General features: G+C 71.2%; 13 protein-coding genes. 7 read left to right on the top strand and 6 right to left on the bottom strand.

All coding sequences use genetic code 11. The features are described from left to right. Window positions 1-562: 562 nt before the first annotated feature. Both LOC65_RS04115 and LOC65_RS04110 read right to left on the bottom strand, forming a co-directional pair. A complete protein-coding gene (locus tag LOC65_RS04115) occupies window positions 563-2521 on the bottom strand; it encodes a S9 family peptidase (RefSeq protein ID WP_230246739.1) in 1959 nt (652 codons plus the stop codon). A 155-nt stretch (window positions 2522-2676) separates the two neighbouring features. Then, the gene (locus LOC65_RS04110; protein WP_230246738.1) at window positions 2677-3105 is read right to left on the bottom strand and encodes a CBS domain-containing protein; all 429 of its coding nucleotides are present in this window, start codon (window positions 3103-3105) and stop codon (window positions 2677-2679) included. A 129-nt stretch (window positions 3106-3234) separates the two neighbouring features. On the opposite strand from LOC65_RS04110, the gene LOC65_RS04105 reads away from it, so the two are divergent. Genes LOC65_RS04105 through LOC65_RS04085 form a run of 5 tightly spaced genes read left to right on the top strand, consistent with a single transcriptional unit; the run spans window position 3235 to window position 9369 of the window. After that, complete coding sequence (locus LOC65_RS04105; protein ID WP_009858051.1) at window positions 3235-4002, top strand: pseudouridine synthase; 768 nt, start codon at window positions 3235-3237, stop codon at window positions 4000-4002. A gap of 16 nt (window positions 4003-4018) precedes the next feature. Continuing rightward, window positions 4019-5248, top strand: a complete 1230-nt coding sequence (locus LOC65_RS04100) for a Bcr/CflA family efflux MFS transporter (RefSeq protein ID WP_230246737.1) — start codon at window positions 4019-4021, stop codon at window positions 5246-5248. Beyond that, a complete protein-coding gene (miaA, locus tag LOC65_RS04095; protein ID WP_230246736.1) occupies window positions 5245-6174 on the top strand; it encodes a tRNA (adenosine(37)-N6)-dimethylallyltransferase MiaA in 930 nt (309 codons plus the stop codon). The genes LOC65_RS04100 and miaA overlap by 4 nt, the downstream gene beginning before the upstream one ends. Window positions 6175-6220: 46 nt before the next feature. Next, window positions 6221-6868, top strand: a complete 648-nt coding sequence (locus tag LOC65_RS04090; protein ID WP_230246735.1) for an ABC transporter ATP-binding protein — start codon at window positions 6221-6223, stop codon at window positions 6866-6868. After that, window positions 6865-9369: an FtsX-like permease family protein gene (locus LOC65_RS04085; RefSeq protein WP_230246734.1), complete on the top strand. Its 2505-nt coding sequence runs from the start codon at window positions 6865-6867 to the stop codon at window positions 9367-9369. The genes LOC65_RS04090 and LOC65_RS04085 overlap by 4 nt, the downstream gene beginning before the upstream one ends. A 167-nt stretch (window positions 9370-9536) precedes the next feature. Here LOC65_RS04085 and LOC65_RS04080 read toward each other — a convergent pair whose 3' ends face one another. The 3 genes from LOC65_RS04080 to tnpB form a co-directional block, all read right to left on the bottom strand. Further along, window positions 9537-9698 (bottom strand): hypothetical protein, encoded by a 162-nt coding sequence (locus LOC65_RS04080; protein WP_405048240.1) that lies wholly within the window; start codon window positions 9696-9698, stop codon window positions 9537-9539. Between the two features lie 512 nt (window positions 9699-10210). Next, window positions 10211-10978 (bottom strand): hypothetical protein, encoded by a 768-nt coding sequence (locus tag LOC65_RS04075; protein ID WP_230246733.1) that lies wholly within the window; start codon window positions 10976-10978, stop codon window positions 10211-10213. Between the two features lie 72 nt (window positions 10979-11050). Further along, a complete protein-coding gene (gene tnpB, locus LOC65_RS04070) occupies window positions 11051-11587 on the bottom strand; it encodes an IS66 family insertion sequence element accessory protein TnpB (protein WP_230246732.1) in 537 nt (178 codons plus the stop codon). Window positions 11588-11883: 296 nt separating this feature from the next. Here tnpB and LOC65_RS04065 point away from each other — a divergent pair, with 296 nt between their 5' ends. Beyond that, on the top strand, window positions 11884-12948 hold the full coding sequence (locus LOC65_RS04065) for a carotenoid 1,2-hydratase (protein WP_230246731.1): 1065 nt from the start codon (window positions 11884-11886) through the stop codon (window positions 12946-12948). Here LOC65_RS04065 and LOC65_RS04060 read toward each other — a convergent pair whose 3' ends face one another. After that, a complete protein-coding gene (locus LOC65_RS04060; protein ID WP_081666903.1) occupies window positions 12949-13746 on the bottom strand; it encodes a GGDEF domain-containing protein in 798 nt (265 codons plus the stop codon). A gap of 163 nt (window positions 13747-13909) precedes the next feature. Between LOC65_RS04060 and LOC65_RS04055 the strand changes: the two genes are divergently transcribed. Then, the gene (locus tag LOC65_RS04055; RefSeq protein ID WP_230246730.1) at window positions 13910-16030 is read left to right on the top strand and encodes an acetyl-CoA hydrolase/transferase C-terminal domain-containing protein; all 2121 of its coding nucleotides are present in this window, start codon (window positions 13910-13912) and stop codon (window positions 16028-16030) included. The last annotated feature ends 2 nt before the right edge of the window (window positions 16031-16032 follow it).

The raw sequence follows: 16032 nt of genomic DNA, 5'->3' as shown, positions 1-16032 counted from the left end.
GTTGTTGAAGTCGTCTACGGGAACGTGCCGGTTCCGCCGGCACAGCGGTCATGCAAGCGGGACCGCCCCGACACGCCGGCCCGCGGCGGCATGGCCGCGCGGACACGACAGCGGAGGGCGATGGCAGGACTGCCGCACACGAACGCGCCGGCGAGGCGCTGGCGCTCGGGGCAGGCGGCTCAGCCGCAGCGCGATGGGGCTGCAGGCGAGGGACGCCTGACAGGGCAGGAACCAATGAAACCGCGAACGACGCCGACTCAGCGCCGTCTCTGCATTTGAATACGAATGATTCGCATTCTAGACACAAAACGAAGCACAACGCCGTTGGCGCGCCGCAGGCCGCGCTGCGGGCACAGGTTGCTCGAGGATCTGGAGGCCACGGCACGAATGGCCGAGGCAGGAACGGGAACAGAGGGCCGGCGCGGGGAGCCGGCCCGCCAGGGGCGCCGCGCGCAAGCCGCGCGGCCGGAAATAGCCGCCGGCCTCCCGGCCGCGGCCGCCCGCTGCCCTCGCGCAGGAGGGCATGCGCCGCGTGCGGCAGCACGCGGCGCTGTCGCTCAGATCACTTCAGGTGCTTGCCGAAGAACCTCTCCATCGCCCCGTAGAACTCGAACTTGTTCTCCTCGTTGGCGAAGCCGTGGCCCTCGTTGTCCTTGACGAGGTACTCGACCTCGACGCCGCGCTTCTTCAGCGCCTCGACGATCTGGTCGCTCTCGGCCTTGTTGACGCGCGGGTCGCGTGCGCCCTGGGCGACGAGCAGCGGCGTCTTGATGCGCTCGACGTGGAACACCGGCGAGGTCGCGGTCAGGCGCTCCCTGTCCTTCGGATCGTCCGGGTTGCCGACCATCGCGTACATCTGCTGGCGCCACGGCTCCCAGTACGGCGGGATGGTCTTCATGAACGTGAACAGGTTGCTGACGCCGACGTAGTCGACCGCCGCGGCGTACAGGTCGGGCGTGAAGGCCACGCCGGCCAGCGTCGCATAGCCGCCGTAGCTGCCGCCGTACAGGCCGATGCGCTTCGGGTCGGCGATGCCCTGCTCGACCAGCCACTTCACGCCGTCGCTGATGTCGTCCTGCATCTTCAGCCCCCACTGGCCGAAGCTCGCCTCCCAGAACTGGCGGCCGTAGCCGGTGGAGCCGCGGAAGTTCATCTGCAGCACGCAGTAGCCGCGGTTGGCGAGGAACTGCACCTCGGGGTTGAAGCCCCAGCTGTCGCGCGCCCAGGGGCCGCCGTGCGGGTTGACGACGCAGGCCAGGTTCTTCGGCTCGCGGCCGGCCGGCAGCGTCAGGTAGCCGGGGATCGACAGCCCGTCGCGCGCCGTGTAGCGCACCGGCTTCATCTCGGCCATCTGCTCGGGCTTGATCCACGGCGCGGCATCGGCGAGCTTGGTCACCTGGCCGCTGCGCACGTCGTACAGGTGGCGCGCGCCCAGCGTGCGGTCGCTCCAGTTGACGACGATGTAGCGCGTTTCGTCCAGCGTCCAGGCCGACAGGTCGACCTGCTCGCCGGGGAAGCGCTGCTGCAGCTTCTCGAACGCGGCCTGCATCGCCGGGTCGAAGAAGTGCTTGCCGTGTTTGTCGGTCTCGTAGCTGGCCCACAGCAGCTTCTTCTGCACGCGCGACCAGTGCGCGCCCTCGACGTCGACCTCGGGGTGGGCGTAGACCACCTGCTCGGCGTCGGGTTTGGCCGGGTCGATCAGCACCAGCGCGCTCTTGTCGCGGCCGCGGTTGCTGACGGCGTAGAACAGGCGGTTGTCGCCGTCGAAGAACAGCGGCTGCACGCCGGTGCGGAAGTCGGTGGTCAGCAGCGGCTTGAACTCGCCGCTGTCGCCGTCGCGGTAGAGCACGGTGTTGTTGACGCCGTCGCTGGCGATCGCCACGCGGATGCGGCCGCGGTGGTCGGTGACCCAGTTGACGATGTTGCCGGGGTTGGTCGCGACGACGGCCTCGGCGCCGCTGCGCACGTTCAGGCGCACGACGTCGAAGACCTTGCGGTCGCGGCGGTTGTGGGCCACGAGGATGTGCTGCGGGTCCTCGGGCAGGCCGTCGACGAGTTCGGCGCGCACGCCCTCCCAGGGCGTCAGGTCGCGCACCTTGCCGGTGGCGGCGTCCGCGGCCACGACGTGGAAGTTCTCGTCACCGCCGAAGTCCTTCATGAAGAGCACGGTGTCGTCGCCCTTCCACGCGTACATGCGGATGTCGCGCGCGGTCTCGCGCGTGAGCTGGCGCGGCTCGCCGACGGCGCGGCCGTTGACGAGCTTCTGCACGAAGACGTTGCGGCGCGGCGCGGCGCCGGCCTCGCCGGCGGCCGGCTGCAGGAACGAGACCCAGCGGCCACCGTCGCTCAGGTTGTAGCCCGAACGCGCCGGGCTGCGGAAGAAGTCGCGCAGCGGCAGCTCGGGCGGCACGGCACGCGCGGCGGCCGGCGCCACGGCGGCGGACTGCGCCGCGGCGGGCGCGGCGACGAAGGGCAGCACGAACGCGGCCGCGGCCAGCGGGGCGAGAAGAGGCTTGGTCATGCAGGCGATTCCTCAGGTTGGGACACCGGCGAGCATGCACCGCCGCCGTCAAGGGGGCATCCGCGTTGCGACGAAACCGCCGCCGCGGGCGACGAACCGCCGGACGGCGGCTGTGGCGGGGCGGCACGAGCCGGGCCCCGCCAGGCCGCCTGCGCTCAGGACTGGATGTAGTGCTCCAGCTCGGCGATCGTGCGCTCCTGCTCGGCGATCAGCTCGTCGAGCAGGTCACGCATCGAGATCATGCCCAGCACCGTGCTGCCGTCGACCACCGGCAGGTGGCGGACGCGGTGTTCGCTCATCAGCGCCATGCACTCGTGCATCGGCGCCGCGGGCGGCACGCGCACCACGTCGCGCGTCATGATCTCGGCGACCCGCGTCTCGCGCGAGTTGCGGCCCTGCAGCGCCACCTTGCGCGTGTAGTCGCGCTCGGAGACGACGCCGACCAGGCGCCCGCCGTCCATCACCAGCAGCGCGCCGATCTCGTGCGCAGCCAGCAGCTCCAGCGCGGCGAAGACGCTGTCGTCGGGATGCACATGCCAGAGCGTGCCCTGGCGGCGGTGCAGCACTTCGGAAACCGGTTTCATCATCGAGCTCCCGACAGCCGTGAGTGCCCCAGCCTAGCCCATGCGCCGGCTGCCGCGTAGGGGCCGGGCCTCGGTGCTTGCCCGGGGCGCGGCGGGCACGGCGGCGGCCGGCCGTGGTCCAATCCGGGCATGTCCGAGCCGATTTCCGGCGCCGCCGAGGGCGTGCGCGTCTCCAAGCTGATCACCGAACGGGGCCTGGCCTCGCGCCGCGAGGCCGATGCCTGGATCGAGGCCGGCTGGGTCAAGGTCGACGGCAAGATGGCCGTGCTGGGCCAGCGTGCCGCCGCCGACTGCCGCATCGAGATCGACCCGCGCGCGCGCAACGAGCAGGCACGCCGCGTCACGGTGCTGCTGCACAAGCCGATGGGCTTCGTCAGCGGCCAGGCCGAAGACGGCTACAAGCCGGCGGCGACGCTGGTCATCCCGGCCAACCGCTGGAAGGACGACCCGACGCGCCTGGCCTTCCACCCCGGCCAGCTGCGCGGCCTGGCGCCGGCCGGGCGGCTGGACATCGATTCCACCGGCCTGCTCGTGCTGACCCAGGACGGGCGCATCGCCAAGACGCTGATCGGCGACGAGACCAAGGTCGAGAAGGAATACCTGGTGCGGGTGCAGTACACGAAACCCGGCCGCCTGCCCGACGCCGACCTGGAACGCCTGCGCCACGGCCTGGAGCTCGACGGCCGGCCGCTGCGCCCCGCGCGCGTGAGCTGGCAGAACGAGGACCAGCTGCGTTTCGTGCTGCGCGAAGGCCGCAAGCGCCAGATCCGCCGCATGTGCGAGCTGGTCGGGCTGAAGGTCGTCGGCCTGAAGCGCGTGCGCATCGGCAGCGTCTCGCTGGGCCAGCTGCCGCCGGGCCAGTGGCGCTACCTCGGCGAGAACGAGCGCTTCATCTGATGGCCTGCGCCACGCGATGAACGCTGCCGCGTCCGTGCCGGCGGCCCGGGCGCCGGTCTCGCACGCGCTGGCGGCGGTCGCGCTGGCGCTGCTGCTGGGGCTGCAGCCGGTGTCCACCGACGTCATGCTGCCGGCGCTGCCGCTGCTGGCGCGCGAGCTCGCCGCGCCGATGAGCGCGGTGCAGCTGACGATGGCGGCGCTGATCCTGGCCTTCGGTGTCGCCCAGCTCGTCTGGGGGCCGGTGGCCGACCGCGTCGGCCGGCGGCCGGTGCTGCTCGCCGGGCTGGCGCTGTACACCGCGGCCAGCGCCGGCGCGGCACTCGCCGCCGACGTCGGCACGCTGGTCGCGTGGCGCGCGCTGCAGGGCGTGGCGCTGGCCGCAGCGGTGGTCGTCGCGCGGGCCATGCTGCGCGACCTCTACGAGCCGCACGAAGGCGCGCGCGTGATGGCGCTGGCGCTGTCGGGCCTGGGGCTGATCGCGATCGCCTCGCCGACGCTGGGCGGCTGGGTCGCCGGTGCGGCCGGCTGGCGCGCGACGCTGGCCGTCGTCGGCCTGGCCGGTGCGGCGACGCTGGCCTTCGTCGTGCTGCGCCTGCCCGAGACGATCGTCCAGAAGAACCCGCAGGCCACCGCACCCGGCCCGCTGCTGGCGGCCTGGGCTGGCATCGCGCGCCACCGGGTCTTCGTCGCCTGGGCGCTGCTGACGTCCTGCACCTACGGCGGGCTGTTCACGATCCTCGCCGGCTCGTCCTTCGTCTACATGGACCGCTTCGGGCTCGGAGCCGGCCACTACGGGCTGGCGATGGCCACCGGCTCGCTGGCCTACCTGGGCGGCACGGTGGTCTGCCGGCGCTGGATCCTGCACCACGGCCTGTCGCGCTCGGTGCGCCGGGCGGCGCTGTTCACGCTGGCCGGTGGCCTGGGCACCGCGGCCGCGGCGCTGGCCGGTGTCGAGAGCGTCTGGGCCTACCTGCTGCCGCAGTGGCTGTTCTGCTTCGGCCACGGCATCCACCAGCCCTGCGGCCAGGCCGGCGCCGTCGGGCCGTTCCCGCGCAGCGCCGGCGCGGCCTCGGCGCTGGCCGGCTTCGTGCTCGCGTTCACCGCCTTCTGCATCGGCCAGTGGCTGGGCGTGGTGCTGGGCGCCGACGTGCGGCCGTACGCGCTGACCGTCGCCTTCTGGGCTGCCGCCACCACGCTGGTCGCCTGGACGCTGGTGCGGCGGCTGCCGGAGGTGCCGCACCGATGAACGTGCACGCCGTCTGCCTCGCCGGCCCCACCGCCAGCGGCAAGACCGCCGCGGCGCTGGCGCTGGCCGCGCGCCGGCCGGTGGAGATCGTCAGCGTCGACTCGGCGCTGGTCTACCGCGGCCTGGACATCGGCACCGCCAAACCCAGCGCCGCCGAACGCGCCGCCGCGCCGCACCACCTGATCGACATCGTCGACCCGGCCGACAGTTATTCGGCGGCACGTTTCGTCGCCGACGCCAACCGCCTAGTCGACGAGATCACCGCGCGCGGCCGGCTGCCGCTTTTGGTCGGCGGCACGATGCTGTACTTCAAGGCCCTGCGCGACGGCCTGGACGCGATGCCCGAGACCGACCCGGCGATCCGCGCCGAGCTCGACGCCCGCGCCGCCGCCGAAGGCTGGCCGGCGCTGCACGCCGAACTCGCGCGTGTCGACCCGGTGACGGCCGCCCGGCTGGCACCGAACGACGCCCAGCGCATCCAGCGCGCGCTCGAGGTCTATCTCGGCAGCGGCCGGCCGATCTCGGCCTGGCAGCAAGGCGCCCGCAGCGAGAAGCCCGCCGCCGCGGCCTGGCCGCTGGTGTCGCTGGAGCCGGCCTCGCGCGCCTGGCTGCACGAGCGCATCGCGCAGCGTTTCGACGCCATGCTGGCGGCCGGCTTCGTCGACGAGGTGCGGCACTTGCGCGCCCGCGGCGACCTGCACCCGGGCCTGCCGTCGATGCGCTGCGTCGGCTACCGCCAGGCCTGGGAGGCGCTGGACGCCGGCGACCTGGCGCCGCTGCGTGAACGCGGCATCGCCGCGACACGCCAGCTCGCCAAGCGCCAGATCACCTGGCTGCGTTCGATGCCCGAACGCATCGTCGTGCCCTGCGACGCGCCCGACGCGTCGGCGCAGGCACTCGCCGCACTGGAGACGGCCGCCGGCTGACCCCAGGCGCGCGCGGCGCGGCGGCCCTCGGGCATCATCGCCGCCCATGCTGATGCTCGAGGGTCTGTCCAAGTCCTACGGGGAGACCCGTGTCTTCCACGATGTCACGCTCGAACTGGGCGCCGGCGAGTTCGTCGCGCTGCTCGGCGAGTCGGGCGTCGGCAAGTCGACGCTGCTGAACTGCATCGCCGGGCTGGACGGCGCCGACGCCGGCCGCATCACCGTCGCCGGCCAGGATCTGGCGACGCTGGACGAAGCCGGCCGCGCCCGGCTGCGCCGCGCCCGCCTCGGGTTCGTCTTCCAGGCCTTCCACGTGCTGCCGCACCTGACGGTGGCCGAGAACGTCGCGCTGCCGCTGCTGCTGCTGAACCGCCCCGACGAGCGCCGCGTCGCCGCGCTGCTCGACGCCGTCGGCCTCGGCGGCCTGGGCGCGCGCTACCCGGCACAGCTTTCGGGCGGGCAACTGCAGCGGGTGGCGATCGCACGCGCCGTGGTGCATGCGCCCGGGCTGATCCTGGCCGACGAGCCGACCGGCAACCTCGACCCCGAGACCGCCGAACGGGTGCTCGGCGTGCTGCTCGCCCAGGTGCACGAAGCCGGCGCTGCCTGCCTGCTGGTGACGCACTCCGAAGCCGCCGCGGCGCGCGCCGACCGCGTGCTGCGCCTCACCGCGCACGGCATCGTGGCGCGATGAACCGCCACCTGCTGGCCAGCCTGCTGTGGCGCGAGTGGCGCCACCACCCCTGGCGCCACGGCGTCGCGCTGCTGGCGGTGGCGCTGGGTGTCGCGCTGGCGTACTCGGTGCATCTGATCAACACCTCCGCGCTGTCGGAGTTCTCGGCCGCGGTGCGCGCCGCCAACGGCGAGCCCGACCTGACGATCCGTGGCCAGCGCGAAGGCTTCGACGATGCGCTGTTCGACCGTGTCGCGACCGACGCCGCGGTCGAGCTCGCCAGCCCGGTGGTCGAGTTCGAGACCTACGCCACCGCCGCCGACGGCCGGCGTGTCGCGCTGCGCATCGTCGGCCTGGACGTGCTGCGCATCGCGCCGGTGGCCGCGACGCTGCTGCCGCGCCCGGCCGACGACAGCCGCCCGATGGCCGGGCTCGACCCGTCGCTGGTCTTCCTCAACAGCGCGGCGCGCCAGCAGACCGGCGCCGCCGACGGCGCGGTGCTGGCGCTGCAGTCGGGCACCGCGTGGCAGCGCTTCGAGGTCGCCGGCAGCGTCGCCGCCGGCGGCCTGGCGATGGCGGTGATGGACGTCGCCGCGGCGCAGACGCGTTTCGGCTACGACGGCCGGCTGACGCGCATCGACCTGCGGCTGGCACCGGGCACGGACCGCGCGGCGCTGGTCGCGCGGCTGGCGCTGCCGGCCGGTGTCGAGGCCGTCGCGCCGGGCGAAGCCGAGCAGCGCATCTCCAACCTGTCGCGCGCCTACCGCGTCAACCTGACGGTGCTGGCGCTGGTGGCGCTGTTCGTCGGCGCCTTCCTCGTGTTCTCGGTCGTCTCGCTGTCGGTGGCGCAGCGCACGCCGAGCTTCGCGCTGTTGGGCGTGCTCGGGCTCACCGCCGGCGAGCGCCGCGGCCTGGTGCTGGCCGAATGCGCAGTGCTGGGTGCCGCCGGCAGCGCGGCCGGGCTGGTGATGGGCGCCGGCATGGCGGTGCTGGCGCTGCGCTGGATGTCGGGCGACCTGGGCGGCGGTTACTTCCCCGGCATCGCGCCGACGGTGCGTTTCGGCATCGGCGGCGCGCTGGCCTTCCTGGCGCTGGGCACGGTGTCGGCACTGATCGGCGGCTGGTGGCCGGCGAAACAGGCCGAACGCCTGGCGCCGGCGATGGCGCTCAAGGGCCTGGGCGCGCCGCACCAGCCGGCGCCGCCCGCCCTGCCCGGCCTGCTGCTGCTGGCCGCCGGCGTGGCACTGGCTTTCGCGCCGCCGATCGCCGGGCTGCCGCTGGCGGCCTACGTCGCCGTCGCGGCGCTGCTGTTCGGCGGTGTCGCGCTGGTGCCGGCGGTCGTGCACGCGCTGCTCGGGGGGATCGCCACACCGCGTTCGGCGCTGGCGCTGCTGGCCTTGCAGCGGGCGCGGTTCCAGCGTGCCACCGCGACGGCGGCGGTGTCGGGCGTCGTCGCCAGCCTGGCGCTGTCGGTGGCGCTGACGGTGATGGTCGCCAGCTTCCGCGACGGCGTCTCGCAGTGGCTGGACTCGATGCTGCCGGCCGACCTGTACGCGCGCAGCGCCGCCACCGGCGGCACCACCGACCAGGCCTGGCTGCCGCCGGACTTCCTCGCTGCCGCGGCCTCGGCGCCCGGTGTCGCGCGAGTGTCGGCGACCCGCCACCGCGCGCTGCAGATGGCCGAGGGCCGGCCGGCGGTGACGCTGATGGCGCGGCCGGTGGCCGACGCGGCCGGCGAGCTGCCGCTGGTCGGCCCGGCGCTGCCGCCGCGGCCGGGCGAGACCGGCGTCTGGGTCAGCGAGGCGATGGTCGACCTCTACGGCGCCCGGGTCGGCGGCACGCTGGAGCTGCCGCTGGCCGGCGGCACGACGGTGCACGTGCTCGGCGTCTGGCGCGACTACTCGCGCCAATTCGGCAGCCTCGTGATGGACGCCGCCGACTACCGCCGCCTGACCGGCGACGAACGCGTCAACGACCTGGCGCTGTGGCTGGCGCCCGGCGCCGAGATCGCCGCGGTGCAGACGCGGCTGCGCGCGCTGCTGCCCGACCCGGCGATGCTGGAGTTCGCCGCCACCGGCGAGCTGCGCGTGATGTCGCTGCGCATCTTCGACCGCAGCTTCGCCGTCACCTACTACCTGCAGGCGGTGGCGATCGGCATCGGCCTGGTCGGCATCGCCGCCAGCCTGTCGGCGCAGGTGCTGGCGCGGCGCAAGGAGTTCGGCCTGCTGGCGCACCTGGGGCTGACACGCGGCCAGGTGATCGCCATCGTCGCCGGTGAAGGCGCCGCCTGGCTGGCCGCCGGTGTCGTCGTCGGGCTGGCGCTGGGGCTGGCGGTCAGCGCGGTGCTGGTCTTCGTCGTCAACCCGCAGAGCTTTCACTGGACGATGGAACTCGTCGTGCCGACGGCGCGGCTGGCGGCGCTGGCCGCGGCGGTGTTCGCCGCCGGCATCGCCACCGCGGCGTTCAGCGCGCGCAGCGCCGCCGGGCGTTCCGCCGTGATGTCGGTGAAGGAGGACTGGTAGGAACACATTCTTTCGTTAGTTAGAACGTTGTTGACGGACAAGAAATACTGTATTTGCACACAGTCTCGTAGAGACGAGTAGCGGATGGGGGGTGCGGACGATTTCTTGGACTACCGTGAGAGGTAGTTCATGTACTCATACGACGATCGACTGCGAGCTGTTCAGCTCTATATCAAGCTGGCCTTGTCGCCTGCGATGCGCTCGCTATCAGAGGCGGCCTTGGTCACCTTGGTTTCCAGGCTCCTCTGGGCATCGGCAAGTCGCTTCCGCTGCTTGAACAGTTCCTGCTCGAGCTTGATCGTCTGCTCGGCGTTGAACGCGGCGATCAAGGCATTGATCTGCTGGCCCGCAGCCGCCTCGTTGCCAGAAAAGCCGAGCCCGCCTATAGATACAACGCGAAATTTGACAATATCACCGCGAAGATCTCCATGATCCCGATTGACATGCCCCCCCCCTGACTGCTGGCGGCATATATTTCGCCGGGCGTCTTTCCAAGGTAGCCAGCGCGGCGAAGGCGGAATACGAAGCGGACCGAGTAGACCGAAAATAGTAGCCAAAGAATTGAATGAAGAAATCCGACATCCGGCACCGTTAGTGCGGCAGTCGCACCAACCAGAAGCAGACCTACCAATGCTCGGTCGATGATGGAGCCATTCCTCATTGAGTCCATTTATCACCTACCGGGGCAAAGCGGACTATAATCGTCAGCGCATTCCTCTGGCGTCCCATAAAGGTAATTTCTCTGCCAAGCAGTAGAGCACCCGTAGTCTCCGCCATTATTTATCTGCTGATCTCTAACATACGAACTGAGTCCAAACACTGCGCCAAGACTTTCCTGCATTTACCCAAGCGTTGCTAGGTCGTACGCCTGGGTCATGTTGTCGACCATGCCTGCGACCGTTCCGCCAATCGCGTCCCAGGTGGAGGGGCTATACGTCTCAATAAGGTAGGCCGCGGCTGAGCCAGCGGTGTAGCCAGCCCCGTAGGAGACGCTTATGGCGCTACCAAGAACTGCTGCTGTCTCGTACAGCGCGCCGGTAACGCCTAGAGAGCCCACCGGCGCAGTACGAAAGTCCAAGTAGATCTCGTGTGGCGTGAAGCCCAGGAACCTGCCGATTCCGCCTCCTTGCGCGACCGCCGCAGGAGCCGGCTCGTTTGCGTAGGCGACAGAGAAAGATACCAGTTTCTCGGGGGAATAACCGGAAACTGCGGCGTAAGTTTCAGCATACCCAAAATGCCGCGCTATCCGGGCCAGTCGCTTCGCGTTCAGGCGATACGCGAGAATCGGAAGCAGCCTGGATTCTCGATTAGCGTCAAAATTGGCCGCGGCATAGAACTGCTTTAGATTGCTCAGCTCTATATCCGTCAAGTTATCTATTACGGCAGCCGCTTTGACGGGCCTCATCGCCGCGAAGTTCTGCTCGATAATCTGAGGGAAGTTCGAATGAATCGATATATTGTCGCGACCAATATCTGGCGCTCTATTTAGCAACGCTTGGCGGCCTTGCTCGTCAGGAACGGTGCCGGAGTCGTACGCCTGCGCATGCGCCGCGGCAGGCGCCAACAGCACAGCGAAGATCGCGATAAGCATACGGATCAGAATCGTCACAATCACCCTCCAAGTTGCGTAATGCTGGCGTTTTGAGAATACAAAGACTGACACCTCTGAGGTGCGTCCAAGTCATGGTATCCAAAGCGCGAATGCGACGCATTCGCATTCTCGCCTCGCGAGAGGATCCGCTCTGGGCACCGGGATGAACGTCTTCGGTAACCGCGGCAGTGTCTGGCCCTGCTCGATTCGGCGCGCGCTGCACTCGCTGGCTCCGGCTCTGTCGGCGGCCGCCACCTGCGTAAAGCGGTTGCGGTCTTGCTTGTCCTGGTGCACTTGGTGGTCCGTGATCCTCTGGCCGGGCAGCCGCCGCCACGGCAGCCCGACGACCAGCGCGTCGAACTGCTCGCGCGTGAGCGCCAGCGCCGGCGTGCCCGACGGACTCGTCCAGACAAAGCGCCCGGCGTGCAGCCGCCGCGCGGAGCACCAGATGCCGAAGCCGTCGTGCACGAGCAGCTTGATGCGCGTGGTGCGCGCGTTGGCGAAGAGGTAGCCGTGGTGCGCGTGCGCCTCGCCCAGCGCGGCGAGGACGCTCGCCAGCAGCCGGTCGGCACCGGCGCGCATGTCCACCGGCTGCGCGCACAGCCACAGCGCGTCGATGCGGATCATCGACCGCAGCGGCCGCGCTTGGCGTCGACAGCTCGAGTGGCAGGAACTGCAGCGGCGCTGTCGGCGCCGCCTCCACCGTGCTTGCGGCCGGCGAGCGCACCGTGCTTGGCGCCACCAGGCCGATACTTGGCGCTGATTGAGCGCGAGCTGTTCAACTAAGCGAGACTGCGCCCACAGACAACCCTCGCCGGCTCAGGCTACGCTGTCCGCGCGCCAAGAAAACTGTTAGCCGATGGAAGATGAAGTGAATCAATGACTTACCTGCTAACTATCGTTAGTAGTGTTCAGAGGGACTGGTGAGGCGCCGCCATCTGCTCGCACTCGCCGGCGCCGCCGCGCTGCCCGCTCACGCCCAGATCCGCCGCCGGCCGCTGGTCTTCCCGCGCGACCACGGCGCGCACCCGGACACGCGCACCGAGTGGTGGTACGCCACCGGCTGGGCCGGCACGCCGGAGGCGCCGCGCTGGGGTTACCAGCTGACCTTCTTCCGCAGCCGCACCGGGCTGGCCGAGGACCTGCAGAGCCGCTTCGCGCCGCGCCAGATCCTGTTCGCGCACGCCGCGCTGACCGACCTGGAAGCCCGCCGCCACCACCACGCGCAGCGCATCGCGCGCTGGTCGGGCGACACGGCCGAAGGCCCGGCCTGGGCCAGGACCGACGACGTCGGCGTGCGCCTGGGCGACTGGTGGCTGGAACGTTCCGGCCCCGGCTACCGCGCCCGGCTGCCGGCAGCCGGCTTCGGCCTCGACCTGACGCTGGCGCCGACGCAGCCGCTGCTGCTGCAGGGCGACGCCGGTTTCTCGCGCAAAGGCCCGGAGGAACGTCAGGCCAGCCACTACGTGAGCGAGCCCCAACTCGCGGCAACGTGCCGGTTCAACGCCGACGGCCGCCCGGTCGAGGCGCGCGGCGTCGCCTGGATGGACCACGAGTGGAGCGACGAGATCCTGCACCCCGAGGCCGTCGGCTGGGACTGGATCGGCATCAACCTGTTCGACGGCGGCGCGCTGACCGCCTTCCGTCTGCGCCGCGCCGACGGCAGCGCACTGTGGGCCGGCGGCAGCTGGCGTGCGTCCGGCGGCACGGCCGCGGCCTTCGCGCCCGCCGACGTGGTCTTCACGCCCGGCCGGCGCTGGGCGAGCCCGGCGACCCGCGCCGAGTACCCGGTCGAATGGCAGGTCGACACGCCGGCCGGGCGCTGGCGCGTGCGCGCGCTGCTCGACGGCCAGGAACTCGACAGCCGCGGCGGCACCGGCGCGGTCTACTGGGAAGGCCTGAGCGAGCTGCTCGACGAACGCGGGCGCCGCGTCGGCCTGGGTTACCTGGAGATGACGGGCTACGCCAGCCGGCTGCGGTTGGGCTGATCAGGGCGGCGGCGCGTCGGCGCGGCGGCGGCGCAGGTCCACCGGCGCGGCGCGCACGCAGTTGCCGCCGGCCTGCTGCGCGGCGGCCAGCGCGGCGTCGACGTCGTCGATCAGCGCCGACAGGTTCTGGTGCGCCAGCCGCAGCGCGGCGACGCCGACACTCACCGTGACGCGCAGCGGGTGCGCGCCGCAGGGGATCTCCATCTGCTCGGAGCGCTCGCGGATGCGCTCGGCGACGTCGAGCGCGCCGGTCGGGTCGGCATGCACCAGCCAGACGGCGAACTGGGTGTCGCCGAAACGGGCGATCAGGTCGCCGCCGCGCAGCGTCTGCTCGGTGTCGCGCGCCAGCGCGCGCAGCACGGTCTCGGCGGCGGCGATGCCGCGGCCCTCGACCAGGCGCGCGACCTGGTCGACCTCGACGACCAGCAGCGCCGCGCCAGTGCCGTAGCGCCGCGCCCGCGACCATTCGCGTTCGGCCGAGGCCAGGAAGTTGGGGCGGTTGGTGATGCCGGTGGCCGGGTCGACGGTCTCCAGCCGCGCCAGCGCGGCGCGCGTGCCGTCCAGCGCCCGCAGCAGGTGCAGCAGCCACAGCACCAGCGGCACGCCGACGCCGGCGGCGGCCAGCGCCGCAGCCGCCGGCGCGGCCAGCGGCCCGAGGCCGCCGAACAGCCGCGCCAGCCCCCAGCCGGCGGCGGCCATCGACACGACCAGCAGCACGCCGAGCGCCACCCCGGTCGCCAGCCGGCGACGCGGGGGCAGCGTCTCGTCGGGAATGGGGATCGTCGGAACGTTCAGCATCGGCGCACCGCCGCCGGTATTCGACCACAACCGGGGACGACTGAAGCAGGGGCTCGTGACCCCCTAGACAGCGGGCCCTTGGCGCTTGCTCTGCGTCAAGCGACCAGCCCGAACCACGGTCGATGCTGGGCAGCACAAGACAGACCACACGATGGAGACAGACATGGGTGCGCCAAAGTTCGTCGACTCGATCGAGGCCGCGGTCGACGAGGTGCTGGAGACGGTCCCGGGCGACATCGTGCTCGGCATCCCGCTGGGCGTCGGCAAGCCCAACCCCTTCGTCAACGCGCTGTACCGCCGGCTGCGCGACGACCCGTCGCGGCGGCTGCGCATCGTCACCGCGCTGTCGCTGCAGAAGCCGGTCGGCAAGTCCGACATCGAGCGCCACTTCCTCGAGCCGCTAGTGGCGCGTGTCTTCGAGGACTACCCCGACCTGGACTACGTCGTCGACCTGCGCGCCGGCCGGCTGCCGAGCAACGTCGAGGTGCGCGAGTTCTTCATGAAGACCGGCGACTACCTCGGCAACGCCACGGCGCAGCAGAACTACATCTCGACCAACTACACCTTCGTCGCACGCGACATGGCGGTGCAGGGCATGAACGTCATCGCCCAGGCGGTGGCCGCACGCGGCACCGGCGACACGATGCGGCTGTCGCTGTCGTCCAACCCCGACGTCAGCGCCGAGATCATCGAGCGTGTGCACGCCAGCGGCCGCAAGGTGATGACCGTCGGCGTGGTCAACCAGAAGATGCCGTTCATGCCCAACGGCGCCGAGGTCGACCCGGGGCTGTTCGACCTCGTCGTCACCGACCCGCGCGGCACGCACGCCGTGTTCGCGCCGCCGAACAACAAGGTCTCGTTCGCCGACTACGCGATCGGCCTGCACGCGTCGAGCTTCGTCGTCGACGGCGGCACGCTGCAGATCGGCATCGGCTCGCTGGGCGACGCGATCGCGCAGGCGCTGATCGTGCGCGACCGCCACGGCAGCGAGTACCGCCGCATCCTCGAGTCGCTGACCGGCGGCGACCTGTCCGGGCGCGAGACCGGACGCTTCGACACCGGGCTCTACGGCTGCTCGGAGATGTTCGTCAACGGCTTCCTGAAGCTCATCGAGGCCGGCATCGTGCGCCGCGAGGTCTACGCCGACGCGGTGCTGCAGCGCCTGCTCAACGAGGGCCGCATCGCCGACGCGACGGTGCGCCCGCAGACCCTGGCCGCGCTGCTGGAGGCCGGCCGCGTGCGCGCGCCGCTGGACGCGCGTGACCTGGCCTTCCTGCAGAGGTTCGGCGTGCTGCGCGCCGAGGTGCGGCTGGACGGCAGCGACCTCGTCTGCGGCGAGCGCCGCTGCAGCGCCGACCTGCGCGACGCCGCCGCCCTCGACACCGTCTGCACGGCGATGCTCGGGCCGCGGCTGCTCGGCGGCGTGTTCATGCACGGCGGCTTCTTCATCGGCCCGCGCGACTTCTACGAGCGCCTGCGCACGATGCCGCCGCAGGAGCTGGCGAAGATCGACATGACGCGCATCGACTTCATCAACCAGCTCTACGGCGACGACGAGTTGAAGCGCCAGCAGCGCCGCCGCGCGCGTTTCATGAACACGACGATGGTCGTCACGCTGCTCGGTGCGGCGGCCAGCGACGCGCTGGAGAACGGCCAGGTGGTCAGCGGCGTCGGCGGCCAGTACAACTTCGTCGCGATGTCGCACGCCCTGCCCGACGCGCGCCTGGTGATGATGCTGCGCTCGACACACGCCACGAAGCAGGGCCTGACCAGCAGCATCGTCTGGAGCTACGGCAACGTGACGATCCCGCGCCATCTGCGCGACATCGTCGTCACCGAGTACGGCGTCGCCGACCTGCGCGGGCAGTCCGACGGCGAGGTCGTCAAGCGACTGATCGCGGTGGCCGACTCGCGTTTCCAGGACGAGCTGGTGCACCAGGCGCAGGCCCACGGCAAGCTCGAGGCCGGCTACGTCGTGCCCGAACGCCACCGCCGCAACCTGCCGCAGACGCTGGAAGACCAGCTGCAGCCCTGGGCTGCGGCCGGGCTGCTGCCCGAGTTCCCGTTCGGCACCGACCTCACCGACGACGAGATCCGCATCGTGCGTGCGCTGAAGAAGCTCAAGCACGCCAGCGAACACCCGGCCGAGCTGCTGCAGATGACGCTCAAGAGCCTCTGGGAAGGCCGCGAGGCACCGCGCCCCTACCTCGAACGCCTGGGCCTGGCCGACGCACACGGCCTGCGCGACCTGCTGGTGCGCCGGCTGCTGGCCAACAACCTGTAGCG

It is taken from the genome of Rubrivivax sp. JA1055 (genome assembly GCF_020966565.1).
GTDB classification, from domain to species: Bacteria; Pseudomonadota; Gammaproteobacteria; order Burkholderiales; family Burkholderiaceae_C; genus Rubrivivax; species Rubrivivax benzoatilyticus.
This window is presented reverse-complemented; position numbering and strand designations above follow the sequence as displayed.

What these genes read in the sequence shown, in the direction of transcription:
- LOC65_RS04115 (WP_230246739.1), bottom strand. Translation starts at nt 2,521, where the DNA reads ATGACCAAGCCTCTTCTCGCCCCGCTGGCCGCGGCCGCGTTCGTGCTG.
- LOC65_RS04110 (WP_230246738.1), bottom strand. Translation starts at nt 3,105, where the DNA reads ATGAAACCGGTTTCCGAAGTGCTGCACCGCCGCCAGGGCACGCTCTGG.
- LOC65_RS04105 (WP_009858051.1), top strand. Translation starts at nt 3,235, where the DNA reads ATGTCCGAGCCGATTTCCGGCGCCGCCGAGGGCGTGCGCGTCTCCAAG.
- LOC65_RS04100 (WP_230246737.1), top strand. Translation starts at nt 4,019, where the DNA reads ATGAACGCTGCCGCGTCCGTGCCGGCGGCCCGGGCGCCGGTCTCGCAC.
- miaA (WP_230246736.1), top strand. Translation starts at nt 5,245, where the DNA reads ATGAACGTGCACGCCGTCTGCCTCGCCGGCCCCACCGCCAGCGGCAAG.
- LOC65_RS04090 (WP_230246735.1), top strand. Translation starts at nt 6,221, where the DNA reads ATGCTGATGCTCGAGGGTCTGTCCAAGTCCTACGGGGAGACCCGTGTC.
- LOC65_RS04085 (WP_230246734.1), top strand. Translation starts at nt 6,865, where the DNA reads ATGAACCGCCACCTGCTGGCCAGCCTGCTGTGGCGCGAGTGGCGCCAC.
- tnpB (WP_230246732.1), bottom strand. Translation starts at nt 11,587, where the DNA reads ATGATCCGCATCGACGCGCTGTGGCTGTGCGCGCAGCCGGTGGACATG.
- LOC65_RS04060 (WP_081666903.1), bottom strand. Translation starts at nt 13,746, where the DNA reads ATGCTGAACGTTCCGACGATCCCCATTCCCGACGAGACGCTGCCCCCG.
- LOC65_RS04055 (WP_230246730.1), top strand. Translation starts at nt 13,910, where the DNA reads ATGGGTGCGCCAAAGTTCGTCGACTCGATCGAGGCCGCGGTCGACGAG.